17 protein-coding genes and 1 pseudogene are annotated in these 16,839 nt (G+C 59.7%); 7 read left to right on the top strand and 11 right to left on the bottom strand.

Translation table 11 applies throughout. The annotated features are described in order from the left end of the window. Window positions 1–45: 45 nt before the first annotated feature. Window positions 46–963, top strand: a complete 918-nt coding sequence (lpxC, locus tag JZM24_RS10075; protein ID WP_215669542.1) for a UDP-3-O-acyl-N-acetylglucosamine deacetylase — start codon at window positions 46–48, stop codon at window positions 961–963. A gap of 73 nt (window positions 964–1,036) precedes the next feature. Here the strand turns inward: lpxC and JZM24_RS10070 are convergent, their stop codons facing one another. Continuing rightward, window positions 1,037–1,564 (bottom strand): DUF721 domain-containing protein, encoded by a 528-nt coding sequence (locus JZM24_RS10070; protein WP_215669541.1) that lies wholly within the window; start codon window positions 1,562–1,564, stop codon window positions 1,037–1,039. A 32-nt stretch (window positions 1,565–1,596) separates the two neighbouring features. Between JZM24_RS10070 and secM the strand changes: the two genes are divergently transcribed. From secM to mutT, 3 genes are all read left to right on the top strand, one after another. Next, window positions 1,597–2,088, top strand: a complete 492-nt coding sequence (gene secM / locus JZM24_RS10065) for a secA translation cis-regulator SecM (protein ID WP_215669540.1) — start codon at window positions 1,597–1,599, stop codon at window positions 2,086–2,088. A 77-nt stretch (window positions 2,089–2,165) separates the two neighbouring features. Beyond that, entirely contained in the window at window positions 2,166–4,874 is a 2,709-nt protein-coding gene (secA, locus tag JZM24_RS10060) for a preprotein translocase subunit SecA (RefSeq protein ID WP_215669539.1), read from the top strand. Between the two features lie 129 nt (window positions 4,875–5,003). Continuing rightward, the gene (gene mutT, locus JZM24_RS10055) at window positions 5,004–5,393 is read left to right on the top strand and encodes an 8-oxo-dGTP diphosphatase MutT (RefSeq protein ID WP_215669538.1); all 390 of its coding nucleotides are present in this window, start codon (window positions 5,004–5,006) and stop codon (window positions 5,391–5,393) included. A gap of 279 nt (window positions 5,394–5,672) precedes the next feature. On the opposite strand, the gene yacG is transcribed toward mutT, so the two are convergent. The 3 genes from yacG to coaE are packed head-to-tail and all read right to left on the bottom strand — an operon-like array spanning window position 5,673 to window position 7,264. Beyond that, entirely contained in the window at window positions 5,673–5,873 is a 201-nt protein-coding gene (gene yacG, locus JZM24_RS10050) for a DNA gyrase inhibitor YacG (RefSeq protein ID WP_215669537.1), read from the bottom strand. A 12-nt stretch (window positions 5,874–5,885) separates the two neighbouring features. Then, entirely contained in the window at window positions 5,886–6,641 is a 756-nt protein-coding gene (zapD, locus tag JZM24_RS10045; RefSeq protein ID WP_215669536.1) for a cell division protein ZapD, read from the bottom strand. Further along, window positions 6,638–7,264 carry a dephospho-CoA kinase gene (gene coaE, locus JZM24_RS10040; RefSeq protein ID WP_215669535.1) on the bottom strand — a complete coding sequence of 209 codons (627 nt, stop codon included), beginning with the start codon at window positions 7,262–7,264 and terminating at the stop codon, window positions 6,638–6,640. Before coaE ends, zapD begins: the two co-directional genes overlap by 4 nt. 184 nt (window positions 7,265–7,448) lie before the next feature. On the opposite strand from coaE, the gene JZM24_RS10035 reads away from it, so the two are divergent. Then, on the top strand, window positions 7,449–8,492 hold the full coding sequence (locus tag JZM24_RS10035; RefSeq protein WP_215669534.1) for a GMP reductase: 1,044 nt from the start codon (window positions 7,449–7,451) through the stop codon (window positions 8,490–8,492). 317 nt (window positions 8,493–8,809) lie between these two features. On the opposite strand, the gene JZM24_RS10030 is transcribed toward JZM24_RS10035, so the two are convergent. From JZM24_RS10030 to nadC, 5 genes are all read right to left on the bottom strand, one after another. Continuing rightward, window positions 8,810–9,988 carry a type II secretion system F family protein gene (locus JZM24_RS10030; protein WP_215669533.1) on the bottom strand — a complete coding sequence of 393 codons (1,179 nt, stop codon included), beginning with the start codon at window positions 9,986–9,988 and terminating at the stop codon, window positions 8,810–8,812. After that, complete coding sequence (locus JZM24_RS10025) at window positions 9,985–10,968, bottom strand: ATPase, T2SS/T4P/T4SS family (RefSeq protein WP_312885005.1); 984 nt, start codon at window positions 10,966–10,968, stop codon at window positions 9,985–9,987. Before JZM24_RS10025 ends, JZM24_RS10030 begins: the two co-directional genes overlap by 4 nt. Further along, window positions 10,964–11,098 carry a hypothetical protein gene (locus JZM24_RS19170; protein ID WP_281418190.1) on the bottom strand — a complete coding sequence of 45 codons (135 nt, stop codon included), beginning with the start codon at window positions 11,096–11,098 and terminating at the stop codon, window positions 10,964–10,966. The genes JZM24_RS10025 and JZM24_RS19170 overlap by 5 nt, the downstream gene beginning before the upstream one ends. Then, window positions 11,098–11,538, bottom strand: a complete 441-nt coding sequence (gene ppdD, locus JZM24_RS10020; RefSeq protein WP_215669532.1) for a prepilin peptidase-dependent pilin — start codon at window positions 11,536–11,538, stop codon at window positions 11,098–11,100. The genes JZM24_RS19170 and ppdD overlap by 1 nt, the downstream gene beginning before the upstream one ends. A gap of 155 nt (window positions 11,539–11,693) precedes the next feature. Further along, entirely contained in the window at window positions 11,694–12,584 is an 891-nt protein-coding gene (gene nadC, locus JZM24_RS10015) for a carboxylating nicotinate-nucleotide diphosphorylase (RefSeq protein ID WP_215669531.1), read from the bottom strand. A gap of 91 nt (window positions 12,585–12,675) precedes the next feature. Here nadC and ampD point away from each other — a divergent pair, with 91 nt between their 5' ends. Together ampD and ampE are read left to right on the top strand one after the other, a co-directional pair. Continuing rightward, the gene (ampD, locus tag JZM24_RS10010; RefSeq protein ID WP_215669530.1) at window positions 12,676–13,233 is read left to right on the top strand and encodes a 1,6-anhydro-N-acetylmuramyl-L-alanine amidase AmpD; all 558 of its coding nucleotides are present in this window, start codon (window positions 12,676–12,678) and stop codon (window positions 13,231–13,233) included. A 16-nt stretch (window positions 13,234–13,249) separates the two neighbouring features. Further along, complete coding sequence (gene ampE / locus JZM24_RS10005; protein WP_215669529.1) at window positions 13,250–14,101, top strand: beta-lactamase regulator AmpE; 852 nt, start codon at window positions 13,250–13,252, stop codon at window positions 14,099–14,101. Between the two features lie 51 nt (window positions 14,102–14,152). Here the strand turns inward: ampE and JZM24_RS10000 are convergent, their stop codons facing one another. Together JZM24_RS10000 and JZM24_RS09995 are read right to left on the bottom strand one after the other, a co-directional pair. After that, the gene (locus JZM24_RS10000) at window positions 14,153–15,520 is read right to left on the bottom strand and encodes an amino acid permease (protein WP_215670102.1); all 1,368 of its coding nucleotides are present in this window, start codon (window positions 15,518–15,520) and stop codon (window positions 14,153–14,155) included. A gap of 71 nt (window positions 15,521–15,591) precedes the next feature. Then, window positions 15,592–16,793 (bottom strand): annotated as a pseudogene (locus JZM24_RS09995) (IS3 family transposase). Window positions 16,794–16,839 lie beyond the last annotated feature (46 nt).

Below are 16,839 nucleotides of genomic sequence, written 5' to 3'. Positions count from 1 at the left end.
ACTGGGTGGAGTAGGCGGCATGGTTAAACATTGCGAGAGAAACAGATGATCAAACAGCGGACTTTAAAACGTATCGTGCAGGCCACCGGTGTCGGGCTACATACCGGCAAAAAGGTCACACTGACACTACGCCCTGCACCGGCAAACACCGGGGTCATCTATCGTCGAACCGATTTGAACCCGCCGGTGGATTTTCCCGCGGACGCCAAGTCGGTGCGTGACACCATGCTTTGCACCTGTCTGGTGAACGAGCATGATGTGCGTATTTCCACCGTAGAGCACCTTAACGCGGCGCTGTCGGGGTTGGGAATCGACAACATCATCGTTGAAGTGGATGCGCCTGAAATCCCGATCATGGACGGCAGCGCCAGCCCTTTCGTCTACCTGCTGCTGGATGCCGGCATTGAGGAGCTTAACAGCGCCAAAAAATTCCTGCGTCTGAAACAGGCGGTGCGCGTCGAAGATGGGGATAAATGGGCCGAGCTGGCGCCGTATAACGGCTTTACGCTCGATTTCACCATCGACTTCAAACATCCTGCGATTGATGCCAGCTCGCAACGTTATTTCCTGAACTTCTCCGCGGAGTCGTTCGTGCGCCAGATAAGCCGCGCCCGCACCTTTGGCTTCATGCGCGATATCGAGTACCTGCAATCTCGCGGACTGGCGCTTGGCGGCAGCTTCGACTGCGCTATCGTGGTCGATGACTATCGGGTGCTGAACGAAGATGGCCTGCGCTTTGAAGATGAGTTCGTCCGCCACAAAATGCTCGACGCCATCGGCGATCTGTTTATGTGCGGCCATAACATCATTGGCGCGTTTACCGCCTTCAAATCCGGCCACGCCATGAACAATAAGCTGTTGCAGGCGGTACTGGCGCGTCAGGAAGCCTGGGAACTGGTGACCTTCGAGGACGAGGCTGAACTGCCGCTGGCGTTCAAGGCACCAACCTTCGTCATGGCTTGAGCGTTAACGTCGATGACGCAGTGCTTTACGGCGGCGTCCCGGTTTTGCACCGGCAAGGTTAGCCATCTGGCGTCTATTTCCCGCGAAGTGCGGGGTCGGCACTCTCTCCGGCCAGCTCTGCCAGTCGTTCTAGCGCGTTCTTTAATTTACCTTCGCTGCGCGCCGCCACATGGCGAATAGACGCCGCGCTTTGGACACTCAAACGCCGTGGCTTTTCCCCCAGCGGCCGGCCATGTTGCCGGCCGCTGTCGTTGTTTTGCGCATTCAATTCCTGTTTTCTCGCCAGGCCAGGGTTAATCCTAATGTCGATAGACGACAATGATGGTAGAATCTGCGCTCTTAGCGCAGACAATATTTGAGGTTGTTCATAGCGTAACCGCATCTTCCAGCTGGCATTAGCCGTTTCCAGTACCAGCACCCCCTGGCTGACGTTGGCAACACGGCACCAGGGACGCAGCGGTGCCGGCAACAGCGCGTTGACCGCGCGGTTGAGCTTTAGCAGCAGGATGGCGCGCTGCTGAATCTTTGAGAGGGACACGCGGCCCGTTTCGGCGGCGTCGCTAAACAGGCTGTCGATGGGATGTGGACGACTATCGCGCATAACAACACTCCGGCGGAAGACATGATCGGGTAATGGGTATTCTAAATCGTTGGCGACAAATTGGCAGACGTTATTTCTGGCCGCATCTCCTGTTGGGGATGGTCGCGGCCGTTTTTGGCGTGCCTTTGTTGCCAGGCGTTGGCCAGGAGATGCTGCACCAGGCCGACAATTGCCCCAGCCTTAGCCGGCAAAGCGCCTTTCAGGCCGGCTTCAGCCAGCTGGCACGGCTGAAAGATGTCCCGCGTCGCCCCACCTACGCTGTTGACTACTGGCATCAGCATGCCATACGTACCGTCATCCGTCATCTCTCCATTGCCTGGGCGCCCGAGGCCGTCGCGCCGCTGCGCGTACAGCATCAGGTGCTGCTGACCACGCTGGGTCTGTTACTCAACCGCGAAGCGCGGCCGCCGGTGCTGGTCCGCCGGCTGCGGTTAACGGACCACGTCGCTTTCATCGACAACCGCAGCGGCATTCTTCTGGCGCAGCTGCAGGGAATACGCGCCGGCCCGCCCGCCATCGCCTGACGCTAAAGGACCTTAACTTTCCCGCAAACGACTTTTTGGCCGCCGATGGACGGGGCCGTGATGAGATGTGACTGACTATGCTAGCAAAATTACTTACCAAAATTTTTGGCAGCCGTAACGATCGTACCCTGCGCCGGATGAGCAAAGCGGTGGATGCTATCAACCAGATGGAACCGGCGATGGCACAGCTGAGCGACGAACAGCTCGCGGCCAAAACCGTTGAATTCCGCGACCGTATCGCTCAGGGGGCGACCGTTGACAGCCTGTTGCCGGAAGCCTTTGCCGTGGTGCGCGAGGCCAGCAAGCGGGTATTCGCTATGCGCCATTTCGATGTGCAATTGATGGGCGGGATGGTGCTTAACGACCGCTGCATCGCCGAGATGCGCACCGGTGAAGGGAAAACCTTGACCGCGACGCTGCCGGCCTACCTGAACGCCCTGAGCGGAAAAGGTGTGCACGTGGTCACGGTGAATGATTACCTGGCGCAGCGCGATGCGGAAAACAACCGCCCGCTGTTCGAGTTTCTGGGGCTGAGCGTTGGCATTAACCTGCCAGGGCTGCCGGCACCGGCCAAGCGGGCCGCCTACGCCGCCGATATTACCTACGGTACCAACAACGAGTACGGCTTCGACTACCTGCGCGACAATATGGCGTTCAGCCCGGAAGAGCGGGTGCAACGCAAACTGCATTACGCGCTGGTGGATGAGGTGGATTCCATCTTGATTGACGAAGCCCGCACCCCGCTGATTATCTCCGGCCCGGCGGAGGACAGCTCGGATATGTATCGCCGCGTCGATAAGCTTATCCCCCATCTGATTCGTCAGGACAAAGAAGACTCCGAGAGTTTCCAGGGCGAGGGGCACTTCTCGGTGGATGAGAAGTCCCGTCAGGTGAACCTGACTGAACGCGGGCTGGTGCTGATTGAAGAGCTGCTGGTGAAAGCCGACATCATGGAGGAGGGCGAATCGCTCTACTCGCCTGCCAACATTATGCTGATGCATCATGTGACCGCCGCTCTGCGCGCCCACGTGCTGTTCGCCCGCGACGTGGATTATATCGTCAAAGACGGTGAAGTTATCATTGTCGACGAGCACACCGGCCGCACCATGCCAGGACGCCGCTGGTCCGATGGGCTGCACCAGGCGGTGGAGGCCAAGGAAAATGTCGCCATTCAGAATGAAAACCAAACCCTGGCGTCAATTACCTTCCAGAACTACTTCCGCCTGTATGAGAAGCTGGCCGGTATGACCGGTACCGCCGACACCGAAGCGTTCGAGTTCAGCTCCATTTATAAACTCGATACCATCGTGGTGCCGACCAACCGTCCTATGATCCGTAAGGATTTGGCCGATCTGGTCTATATGACGGAAAAGGAAAAAATAGACGCCATCATCGAGGATATCAAAACCTGTACCGAACGGGGACAGCCGGTCCTGGTGGGGACCATCTCCATTGAAAAATCGGAGCTGGTTTCCGGCGAGCTGGAAAAAGCCGGCATTGCGCACAAGGTGCTTAACGCCAAATTCCATGCCATGGAGGCCGACATCGTCGCCCAGGCGGGTCAGCCGGGGGCGGTCACCATCGCCACCAACATGGCCGGGCGCGGTACCGACATCGTGCTAGGCGGTAGCTGGCAGGCGGAAGTCGCGGCCCTGGAGTCCCCGGACGAGCAGCAGATCGCCGCCATTAAGGATGCCTGGCAGCCACGCCATGAAGCGGTGCAGGCCGCCGGCGGCCTGCATATTATCGGCACCGAGCGCCATGAGTCGCGCCGTATCGACAATCAGCTGCGCGGCCGTTCCGGCCGTCAGGGCGACGCCGGCTCCTCCCGTTTTTACCTGTCGATGGAAGATGCCCTGATGCGTATTTTCGCCTCGGATCGCGTCTCAGGCATGATGCGCAAACTGGGCATGAAGCCCGGTGAAGCCATCGAGCATCCCTGGGTCACTAAGGCGATTGCCAATGCTCAACGCAAGGTGGAAAGCCGCAACTTCGATATTCGTAAGCAATTGCTGGAATATGATGACGTCGCCAACGATCAGCGCCGCGCGATCTACACCCAGCGCAACGAACTGCTCGACGTGGTGGACATTAGCGAGACCGTTAAGAGCATCCGCGAAGATGTGCTGAAGACCATTCTCGATAGCTATATTCCGCCGCAGTCGCTGGAGGAAATGTGGGACGTGCCGGGGCTGGAGCAGCGCCTCAAGGATGATTTCGATCTGGAAATGCCCGTCGCCCAATGGCTGGACGATGAACCTGGCCTGCATGAGGAAACCCTGCGCGAGCGCGTGCTTGAGCAGACGCTGGTCCAATACCAGCGTAAAGAAGAGATCGTCAGCACCGATATGATGCGCAATTTCGAGAAGGGCGTCATGCTGCCAACGCTGGATTCCCTGTGGAAAGAGCATTTGGCGGCGATGGATTATCTGCGTCAGGGCATCCATTTGCGCGGTTATGCGCAAAAAGATCCGAAACAGGAGTACAAGCGCGAATCTTTCGCCATGTTTGCCGCTATGCTGGAGTCGCTGAAATATGAAGTGATCAGCACGCTTAGCAAAGTGCAGGTGCGCATGCCGGAAGAGGTCGAGGCGATGGAGCAGCAGCGACGCGAGGAGGCCGAACGTCTCGCCAGACAGCAGCAGCTGAGCCATCAGGCGCCGGTGGATGAACTCGCCCATGGTAATGCGGCAGCGGCGCAGGAAAGCCGCAAAGTCGGGCGCAACGATCCGTGTCCGTGCGGTTCGGGCAAGAAATTTAAGCATTGCCACGGCAAACTTCAATAGCACGGCACCACTTGGCCGTTAGTCGCACATTACGCCCGGTTCGCCGGGCGTTTTAGCAAAAACGGGTTACACTTTTTCTAAGGAGCGCGGCCTGGCTGTGCGGGACAACGTGAAGGAGCGCTGACAGCTATGACCATACGAACCATTGCGGTGGGTATTATACGTAACGCCCGGCGGGAGATCTTCATCGCCCGCCGGGCGGCGGATGTCCACATGGGGGGCTTTTGGGAGTTTCCAGGCGGTAAGGTCGAGCCGGGAGAAACCCCCGAACAGGCGCTGTATCGCGAATTGCGCGAAGAGACCGGCATTGACGTCGAACGTGCCCGGCTGTTGGCGACCACGCAGCATGCTTTCGCCGAGCGGCAGATGGCGTTTTATTTCTATCTGGTGGAGCAGTGGCGCGGCACGCCCTGCGGCAACGAAGGACAGCCGGTGCGCTGGTGCCCGCAGCAGGCGCTGCGCGCGGATGAGTTCCCACAGGCCAACGCGGCCATCATCCGCCAACTGACGGCGGATTAAAAGCGCGCGCTCATTCAGTCAGTAGCGCAACGATGCCGCTTAAGAGTCATGGGGCAGCATATCGATGCCGCGCGAGATCCAGCGGACAGCACATCGATACCGCGCGAGAGTCAGCGGCTGGTGCATTGATGTCGCGCGCAGGTGGTAGCAGGCGGCAAGCGCACCGTGCCGCCGCCGACTGGCGGGGATAACCAGGGTAAGCTGGTGGGCTAATGCGGCATCCGGGGATGAAGCGTGTCGCCTACAACGGCAAAGTCAACCGCCGCCTATGCGGCCTTATTAATGGCGGGTTTCATCGCTCCACTCGTCGCTGTCGGTAATGTGCACATCGCTTGGAATGCGTTTTTCTTCTTCCGCCCATTCGCCCAAATCAATCAGCTGACAGCGTTTGCTGCAAAACGGCCGAAACAGGCTTTTCTGGCTCCATTCCACCGCTTTACCGCAGGTGGGGCAGGGGACGTTAATGATATCGTCGCTCATGGTAGCGTTCTCCTAACAGCAGGCCAGTTCAAACGGCAAGCGGTTCGGCACCACGCCGTTTTCGCTGTCCAGGGATAAAAAACGGATAGCATAACGGGTTTTATGGCCGGATACTTGTGGATAAAGTTGATGCTCAACAGGGATGCGTAGCCGCAGCAAATCGCCAACCTCGGCGTTGTCTTGGAAAAAACCGTTTAAACTGATTTGATTCTTGAACGGCCCCGAATGGCGCACGATATCCAGTATGCGGGTCAGCGCGGCGTTAAGCGGATCCAGCGTTTGCAGCCAGCCGTTGACCTGCGCGTCCCGCTGCGGCTGCGGCAGATGGAGCCAGATATGCAGCGCCGGCAGGTCGAAGCTGCAGCCGCCTCCAGGAATAGAAAGCCGCTGGCGCACGGCGCCGATCAGGCGGTCCTCGCGCAGCAACTGACCCAGACGCGGGGCCGACATCAGCGTAGTGGCGCAACGTTTGAACTCGGTGCGCAGGGCGCTGACGCGCTCGCTGTCGACGCCGGGCACGCCTTCCCACTGCAATAACTTTTGCTGCTGGCGATCGAGCTCTTTCAGCATTTCACTGCGGATATCGCCGCGTTCCAAAACGTCCAGCAGATCGGACAAAGTACGAAAAAACGTCAGCGCGTTGGCTGTCTCGCTTAACGCCGGATGTCGATAAAGCTGCTGTAACAGAAACTCCAGTCGAAGCCAGGTACGCATTTTTTCATTTAACGGGTGTTCAAACAGCACCGTTGTCGAGTAAACGTCACTCATGGTGATTTATCCTGTCGGGTTGCTGATGCCGCAAGCGCAAGATAGCGTTGATGCAAGGTAGCAACGCGATCCGTTATCTCCTCGGGGCGCCCGCTATTATCAATAATATCGTCCGCGCAGGCCAGAAGCTGCTGACGCGACACCTGCGCCGCCAGAATGTTTTCTACCTGTGCACGGCTGACGCCGTCCCGGCTGAGTGTGCGCGCAATCTGGCGGGCGCGGTCGACATCCACCACCAGCACCCGGTCGGCGCTCTGCTGCAGGTTATTTTCAATCAGCAGCGGCACTACCCACAGCACGTACGGGGTGCGAGCGGAGCGTAACCGCTGCTCGGTTTGCCGCTGAATAAGCGGATGAAGCAGACCGTTAAGCCAGGCTTTCTCTGCCGGGTCGCTGAAAATACGCGCGCGAAGCGCGGCGCGATCCAGCGACCCGTCCGCGCTTAGCATCGCCGGGCCAAAACGCTGCACGATGGCGTCCAGGGCCGGACTTTCCGGTTGCACCACCTCCCGAGCGATCACGTCGGCGTCCACCAGAGGCACGCCAAGCGCGGCAAAGGCGTTGGCCACCGTGCTTTTACCGCTGCCGATACCGCCGGTCAGGGCGACAATGAATTGCGTCACGTTAACTGCCTCACCCTGAAAAAGAATCCCCCGGCACCAGGTAAATTGGTACGATTGTAGCGTAAAACGGGCAGATTTCGCAGTCTTGCCCTAACTTTAATCCCGCGTATGATACCGCTACTGGAATAGGCAAATTGTATCCGATATTGATTAGCGACTTGTCGCCTTTTACCAGGAAAACCCTATGCGTATTGAAGAAGATGTGAAGTTAGGTTTTAAAGATGTCCTTATCCGGCCAAAACGCTCCACGCTGAAAAGCCGCTCCGATGTTGAACTACAGCGCGACTTCACCTTCAAACACCCCGGCATTCGCTGGTCCGGTGTGCCGGTTATCGCCGCGAACATGGATACCGTCGGCACCTTTCATATGGCGGAGGCGCTGGCCGCCTTCGACGTGCTCACCGCGGTGCACAAACATTATACCGTGGATCAGTGGCGTGAATTTGTGGCGCGGGCGCCGGAATCGGTACTGCGTCACGTGATGGTGTCCACCGGCACCTCCGCCGCCGACTTCGAGAAAATGAAGCAAGTCCTGGCGCTGTCGCCGCAGCTGAATTTTATCTGCATTGATGTCGCCAATGGCTATTCGGAGCATTTTGTAAACTTTGTGCAAAAAGCTCGCGAGGCCTGCCCGGATAAAGTGATTTGCGCCGGCAATGTGGTGACGGGCGAGATGGTGGAGGAACTTATTCTGTCCGGCGCCGATATCGTCAAAGTGGGTATCGGCCCCGGCTCGGTATGTACCACGCGGGTGAAAACCGGCGTCGGCTATCCCCAACTGTCAGCGGTCATCGAGTGTGCCGATGCCGCCCACGGTCTGAGCGGGCAGATTGTCAGCGACGGCGGCTGCTCAGTGCCGGGCGACGTCGCCAAAGCGTTCGGCGGTGGCGCGGATTTCGTGATGTTGGGTGGCATGCTGGCCGGCCACGACGAATGTGAAGGCACCCTCGTCGAAGAAAACGGTGAACGCTTTATGCTGTTCTACGGCATGAGCTCAGAGTCAGCCATGAAGCGGCATGTCGGCGGCGTGGCGGATTACCGCGCAGCGGAGGGCAAAACCGTCAAGCTGCCGCTGCGCGGGCCGGTGGAATATGCCATCCGCGATATCCTCGGCGGTCTGCGCTCCGCCTGCACCTATGTTGGCGCGTCGCGTTTAAAGGAATTGACCAAACGCACCACTTTTATCCGCGTCGCCGAGCAGGAAAACCGGATCTTTACCCAGCTATAATCAGCGTCGGGCGGCGGATGGGACGCCGCCGCCTTCACCTGTGCCCGCCTGCGCCGTTGAGCGTTTCTCGCCGCCTGCACCTGTCCCCGTCTGCGTCGTTGAGCGATTCTCGCCGCCTTCACCTATCCCCGTCTGCGTCGTTAAGCGATTCTCGCCGCTCACCTGTCCCCGTCTGCGTCGTTAAGCGTTTCTCCCCGCCTTCACCTGTCACCGTCTGCGCCGCTGAACGTTTCTCGCCACCTTCCCCTGTCTCCGCCTGCACCGTTCAGTGTTTCTCGCCGCCTGTCGACACGCGTGGCGGTGGTGCCTTTCCGCCATCAGAACTGGCTAAATACTTCTCCTAACTGCAGCAGGGGTAGATAAAGAATCACCACCAGTCCGCACACCATGGCACCTGTCAGCAGCAGCAGCGCAGGCTCGGCCAACTGCGCCAGCTGTTCGGCCTTTTCCCGCGCCTGCTCGCCGTGTAACCGCGCCAGCTGCGATAATACCTCATCCAGCGTGCCGGTAAGCTCGCCGTTGCGAATGAGCCAGCGGCAATGCGCCGGAAACAGCGATGTTGGCGCCAGCGTTTGATGCAGTGCCTTGCCGCGGCGCAGATCCTGCCGGCAGCGCAGCACGGCCTGACGATAGCGCGGGTGCCCCTCCGCGCGGGCCGCGACCGCCAGCGCCCGATCGAGAGCGATGCCGGCGCGATGGGTCATTGACAGCGTCTGTAACAACTGATGAAGCGCGTGATGTCGCAACAGCGGGCCCGCCAGCGGCAGCCACAGCGCGGTGGCGCGCAGCCGATGACGCCAGCGCGGGTGATAGTGGCACAATCGCCGCCAAACGGCGTACAGCGCCAGCGCGACGGCGAGATAAACCAGCCCCTGTTCCCCCGCGTGCGCCGCGAAACGCAGCAGCAGGGCGGCGGTGGACGGTAGGGGGACGCCTGCGCTGGCATAGATGCGGGCGAAGGCCGGCAACAGCATTAGCAGCAGTACGCCAACCGCGCCCATACTGACCAGCAGCGGATAGCGTAGCGACCGCATGACCTGCTGTCTGAGACGCCACAGGCGGGCTTCGCTTTGCACCAGTTCGGCGCAGCAGCTATCCAACCTGCCGGTAAGCTCGCCCAGGGCGAACATGGCGCACCACACCGGCGGAAAGACCTGCGGCCAGGCGGCGCAGGCCCGTGATAGCGTCACTCCCCGTTCGATATCCGCGCCGATCTGCGCCAGCAGACAGCGCCAGCCGGCGCGGGGGTATTCGGCTCCCAGCAGCGTCAGGCCGGTCTGCAGCAGCGAGGCGAGCCGGTCGGTAAGGTCAATCAGCACCCTGCGTTGCCAATAGCGCGCCGGCAGCCAGCCGTGAATACGTAGGCGAAAGGGCTGGTGGCCCAACGCCACTAAACGCAGACCGCAGTCGCGGCGGCTGCGGCCTATTACTTCACCCCGACAGAGTTGGCCTTCGGCGGACAAACCCTGCCAACGCCAGAGCCAGCAGCCGCTCACGGCGGATTACCCAAGACGCGCCTGAGCTCGGCCAACGAGGTTGTGCCCTGCTGCGCCAGCGCCATGCCGGCGCACCACAGTCCCTGGCCCCCGCTGGCGTCATCCTCCAGCAGCGCGAACAGGCCACAGCGGCCGGTATAGCCGCGCCGGCAGCGGACGCAACCTTGCGCCTGCCAACCGCCTGTCGCGTCCTGCCGGGGAGCTTCAAACCGTGGCGCGCGCCGGCAGTCGGGGCACAGCTGGCGAACCAGGCTCAGCGCCGGTCCTGCCTGCGTCGCATCCAGCCCGAGCTGGCGCAGCCGGCTTATGGCGTCGTCGGCGCATAGCGTATGCAGCGTTGAGAGCACCAGATGGCCGGTGCGGGCGGCGTTCAGCGCCACGGCGGCGGTTTCATGATCGCGGATCTCGCCCACCATCAGCACGTCTGGATCCTGGCGCAGCAGCGCCCGCAGCAGCAGCGGAAAATCCAGTTGTGCCCTGAAATTGACCTGACACTGGTTGATACCGCTCAACGGCAGCTCAACCGGATCCTCCATGCTGCAAATATTGAGCGGACGGCGGCGCAGCATATTTAGCATGGCGTAGAGCGTCAGCGTTTTACCGCTACCGGTGGGGACGGTTATCAACATTAGCCCGTGGGGTTGACGCAGCACGCGTATCACCCGCCGCCGCAGCGTCGCCGGCATGCCCGGTCTTTTCAGCGTCAGACGCTCCGGCGAGCAGCGTAACAGACGCAGTACCGCTTTTTCTCCGTACAGGGTGGGCAGCGTGGAAAGCCGCAGCGAACACGGCGGGCCATCGCCGCCGGCGCTGAATTGTCCATCCTGGGGCTGGCGGCGTTCGGCGATATCCAACCGCGCCAAAACCTTCAGACGCGCGACCAGACCCTCCGCCAGCGCGGCGGGACAACCCTGAGCGGTGGTCATCAGACCATCGACGCGCAATCGCAGCCGGTAGCCTGCGGGCGAACAGGACTCAATGTGGATATCCGACGCTTCGCGGCACAGCGCGCTGCAGCAGCAGATCCAACGTACCGGTCACCGGCATATCGTCGCGCAGCGGGGTGCCGGTCACCTGCCAGCGCGCATCAGTATGCGTGCGGTTGAACATTACTCATCCTCGCGTTCGGGGTTCTGGAATAGCGCCCCACACGGCGCGGCGAGATGGCTGCCCGCCGCGGCGTCGCAGCGATGGTGCCAGAGCAGGCCATCGCCGTGTGTCGCGGGCGTCATCACCAACGTCAGCCCAGCCAGGGTTTGGCGGCCGGTCAGACTTATCATGCCCTGACGCACGCTGACGCCGCTGACATAACGGGAGCGATGAGTGGCCGGAATACCCTGTTGACCGGCGTTGCAACTATCAACATCGCCCTGCTGCATGGCGCACAGCTCAACCGCCAGACGGTAGGGGCTGGCGATGTGCAGCATTTCGGTCAGTGCCGCGCGATCCAGATAACGTTGATATCCGGGCAGCGCAATAGCGCTAAGAATAGCGATGATGGCGATCACCACCATCAACTCCATAAGAGTAAATCCACACTGGCGATGCATGTCGGGCCCCTTGGGTGAACGAAAACCCCTTCACCCTAGCGGCCCGGCAGACGCCACGATAGCGGCGGAAAGAAAAAGTGGCAGACGGATCCAGCTATACACCGCGCGGCGGCAGGTTATGACATGCAAATTGCGTGGCCGCGCGCAGTATTTCGTTAATGAAAACGCAAGGAGAGATCCAGCGCCCGCAGATGCTTGGTCAACGCGCCGACGGAAATGTAATCGACGCCGGTCAGCGCGTAGTCGCGCAGCGTGGCGAGCGTGACATTGCCGGATACCTCCAACGCCGCCCGCTGGCGGGTCACTGCCACCGCTTGCACCATATCCTCACGGCTGAAATTGTCGAGCATAATGATATCGGCGCCGGCGTCCAGCGCTTGATGCAGCTCATCTAGCGATTCCACTTCGACTTCCACCGGCACATCGGCGCGCAGCGCCATGGCGTTGGCGACGGCGTTGGCGATAGACCCGGCGGCGATGATATGATTCTCCTTGATGAGGAACGCGTCCGCCAGCCATAACCGGTGGTTGCCGCCGCCGCCGCACAGTACCGCGTATTTCAGCGCCGTCCGAAGCCCCGGCAAGGTTTTACGCGTATCCAGCAGCGTGGTATCGGTACCCGCCAGCGCAGCGACATAGCGTTTCACTTCGCTGGCCACGCCGCACAGCATCTGGACGAAATTGAGCGCGGTCCGCTCGCCGGTAAGCAGCAGGCGGGCCGGCCCGCTCAGTCGGCACAAGGGTTGATTGGCTATAATGTCATCGCCATCCGCGACCAGCCAGTCAATCGCCACGCCGCCGCCCAACTGGTTGAAGACCTCTTCAAGCCAGCGTTGGCCGCAAAAAACGCCGTTTTCGCGGGTGATAATCACGGCGCTGGCCTGGTTGTCCGCCGGCAGCAGCAAGGCGGTGATATCGGCCTGCGCGTCGGTGCCGCCGCCCAGATCTTCTTTTAACGCGGCGAGAACCGACGGCGGGATATCCTGTTGAATTCGTGCAAGCAATTCCGCCCGGCGGCGCTCAACGTTATAACGGCGGGTCGACATAAAAATCTCCGTATCTGCGGATAAAGGGAAGTGATGATTCATGCTACCCTGAAGCCGGGCGAAGTACCATACTCGGTAAAATGAGGTCACCATGCGGTTGGATAACGGTTGGATTGCAGATGTGAAACGCGTGCCTTCTCCCCATTGCGACTGTCGACCGGCGAACGTCTTTCCTACCTTGCTAGTGGTACATAATATCAGTTTGCCGCCGGGCCACTTTGGCGGCCCCTGGATAGATCGGCTGTTTACCGGTACGTTGGATCCTGCGGACGATCCCTATTTTGCCGCTATCTGGCAACTGCGCGTGTCCGCGCATTGCCTCATTCGGCGCGACGGGGAGGTGGTGCAGTATGTTCCCTTTCATCGACGCGCTTGGCACGCGGGGGTGTCTTGCTACCAAGGGCGTGAGCGTTGCAATGATTTTTCCATTGGCATTGAGATGGAAGGGACCGATACGCTGCCCTATACCGATGCTCAGTATTACGCGCTTGCCGACGTGACCCGCTTGTTGATGCGCCATTATCCCATAACGCCGGCGCACATTACCGGCCATAGTGATATCGCGCCTGAGCGTAAAACCGATCCAGGACCGTCCTTTAGCTGGCGCGATTTTCGACAACTACTGTCACCACCGCCTGACGACATTTAACAAGGAGACGCGGGTTATGACGCTGTTTACATTACTATTGGTGCTGGCCTGGGAGCGGTTATTCAAGCACGGTGAACATTGGCAACTGGATCGCTGGCTTGAGCGGCCGTTCAGCCGCCTGCGCGAGACGTCGCTGGCGCAGACGCTGATGCTGGCGCTGTGCTGGATGTTATTGGTCGCGGTCTGCCTGCGGCTGGTATCGGGTTGGTTTTACCAAATCCCCCTGCTGCTGTGGGTCATCCTGGCGCTATTGTGCATCGGCGCGGGCGGGATCCGTTGCCATTATCGTGACTATCTGGTTGCCGCCGCCCGCGGCGACATCGACGCCAGTGCGGCGATGAGCGAGGAGCTAGCGCTGATTCACGGCTTGCCGGTGGAAGGTGCTCCGGCCGAGCGCTTGCGCGAACTGCAAAACGCGCTGCTGTGGATCAACTTCCGGTTTTATCTGGCGCCGCTGTTTTGGCTGGTCATCGGCGGCCCCTGGGGGCCGGTGCCTCTGGCGGGCTATGCCTTTCTGCGCGCCTGGCAAACCTGGCTGGCGCGCCGCTCCACGCCGTTAAAACGCGCACGCTCCGGCATCGATACGCTGTTGCACTGGCTGGATTGGCTGCCGGTGCGGCTGGCGGGCGCGGCCTATGCTTTGCTGGGGCATGGTGAGAAGGCGCTGCCGGCCTGGTTTGCCTCATTATGGGATATTCACAGCAGTCAATATCAGGTGCTGACAAGGCTGGCACAGTTTTCGCTGGCGCGTGAGCCGCATCTGGATGCGGTGCAAACGCCCCGCGCCGCGGTAGCGCTGGCGAAAAAAGTCACGTTAGTGATTGTGGTGGTAGTGGCGCTGTTGACCATCTACGGCGCGCTGGTCTAAGCTGCCCGCCCGTCGCCGGCACGGTAACACCGGCCGGCGCGGGGACGGGGATCAGCGTGCGTCTGCGCGCGGGCCGGAGGTTTTTAGCGCGAAGCCGATACCCAACACCACTAACCATACCGGAATCAAATACACCGATATCGCCATGCCCGGGGTGAGCAGCATAATCGCTAGAATACCCGCCATGAAGAGCAAGCAAAGACAGTTGCCGACCGGATACCACAGCGCCGGAAAGCGCGGGACGGCGCCCTGTTGCATTTTTTTGCGGCGGAATTTCCAATGCGCCAGGCTAATCATGCTCCAATTGATCACCAGCGCTGACACCACCAGCGCCATCAGCAGACCAAACGCCTCGCCTGGCATGAAATAATTAAGCAACACGCAAATCGCGGTCGCCACCGCCGAGACGCCGAGCGCGGCAACCGGCACGCCGCGCCGGTCTACTTTCGCCAGCGATTGTGGGCCATTGCCTTGACGGGCCAGACCGTACAGCATGCGGCTATTACTGTAAACGCAGCTGTTATAGACCGACAGCGCGGCGGTCAAGACCACCAGATTAAGGATATTGGCCACCCAATAGCTGTTGAGGGCTTGGAAAATCAGGACAAACGGGCTGCCACCTTCCACCACTTTGGTCCAGGGGTAAAGCGAAAGCAGGATCGCCAGCGCGCCGATGTAGAATATCAGGATGCGGTAAATGACCTGATTGGTGGCTTTAGGAATATTGCGCGTCGGGTCATCGGCCTCGGCGGCGGTAATCCCCACCAGCTCCAGACCGCCAAAGGAAAACATGATGACCGCCATGGCCATCAGCAACCCTTTGCCTCCGTGCGGGAAAAAGCCCCCCTGCGCCCATAAATTGCTGACGCTGGCCTCCGGGCCGCCACGTCCGCTGAGCAGGAGCCAGGCGCCAAACACGATCATCGCGACGATGGCGGCAACCTTGATAATGGCAAACCAGAATTCCATTTCACCGTAAAGCTTTACGTTGGCCAGATTGATGGCATTAATCAGCAGGAAAAACACCGCCGCCGATACCCAGGTCGGCAGCCAGGGCCACCAATATTGCATATAGATGCCTACCGCGGACAATTCCGCCATCGCCACCAGCACATACAGCACCCAGTAGTTCCAGCCGGAGGCGAAGCCGGCGAAGTTACCCCAGTATTTATAGGCGAAGTGGCTAAAAGAGCCCGCCACTGGCTCTTCCACCACCATCTCGCCCAGCTGGCGCATGATAAGGAATGCGATTAAACCGCCGATAGCATAGCTAAGAATAACCGAAGGGCCGGCCATTTGTATGGTTTGTGCAATCCCCAGAAACAGGCCGGTGCCAATCGCCCCGCCCAAAGCAATAAGCTGTATATGGCGGTTTTTTAGCCCGCGTTTCAGCGTCTCATCGCGCTGTTGACCTTCCATCATCGAATCCTCTGTCGTTAAGGCGGGCAGATACTGATCTTGCCCCGCCATCTCCGTACAGCTTTTGTATCTTAAGTTAACGAAGCCCGCTGCCGCCGGTATTCTCTCGGAGAGTGATATCCCAGCGCGCTGTGCGGATGGTTTTCATTGTAATGCGTGAACGCTGCTGCAAGGTTTCGCAGGGCTGTTCTCGCATCCGGTTTTGGCATGAACTCGATATAGTCTTCCTTCATCGTCTTCACGAACCGTTCGGCCATTCTCTGCGGGCTGCTCACCGCTGTTGTGCAGGGCTCCAGATCCAGTTCTCTGGCGAACCTCTGCGTTTCATGCGCGGTATACGCTGAACCGTTGTCCGTCAACCACTGCACCGCTGTATCGGGTAACCTGTCGCCGAAGCGCTTTTCTACCGACATCAGCATCACATCCTGCACGGTCGAACTGTCGTAGCCTCCAGTGCTCGCAGCCCAGTCTATGGCCTCTCTGTCGCAGCAGTCCAGTGCGAAGGTGACCCGCAGTTTTTCACCGTTGTCGCAGCCGAACTCGAAGCCATCTGAACACCAGCGCATATCGCTTTCTGCCACCGCGATCCTGCCCTTATGCTCACGCCTCGGCCGCTCTGGTTTTCAATGTAATAACAGCAGGTTATGCTCACACATGATCCTGTAAAGTCGTTTCGCATTTACCGGCGGCAGTCCCTCTGCGCGACGTTGTTTACGCAGGATGCCCCACACCCGCCGATAGCCGTAGCTGGGCATATCGCTGATGATGTCGAGGATGTCCGACAGTATTTCAGCGTCTGCTTCGTCATTACGCCGGTTACAGCGCCTGTCCTGCCAGTCGGCAGAACGCTTAATCCGCAGTGACAGCGGCGCACGCGACACGCTCATGGCGCGGCTGACCTGTGCTATTCCCCGGCCTTTGGCAACAAGGGCGCGTGCGCTATCCATTTTCGTGACTGGCCGTACTCCACGGCTTCTTTTAGGATCTCAACCTCCATCGTCTTCTTACCCAGAAGGCGCTGGAGCTCCCGGACCTGCTTCAATGCAGCTGCAAGCTCAGAGGCAGGAACAACGTCCTCCCCGGCAGCCACGGCGGTGAGGCTGCCTTCCTGATATTGCTTTTTCCACTTAAACAGCAGGCTGGGCTGGATACCGTGCAGTCGTGCGAGATGGGAGACATTCATGCCGGGCTCCATCCTCTGCTGAATAATGGCCATTTTTTCCTGAGGAGTTTTACGTTTACGGACTTCTTGACCTAACGGGATCCCGGTCATATCAAAATTGGCGTTAGTGTTAGACATATATTCAAGCCTATCTCTT

This window comes from Candidatus Sodalis endolongispinus, assembly GCF_018777395.1.
Taxonomy (GTDB): domain Bacteria; phylum Pseudomonadota; class Gammaproteobacteria; order Enterobacterales; family Enterobacteriaceae; genus Sodalis_B; species Sodalis_B endolongispinus.
Note: the sequence above shows the minus strand (reverse complement) of the source record. Positions and strands in the feature narration are given on the sequence as shown.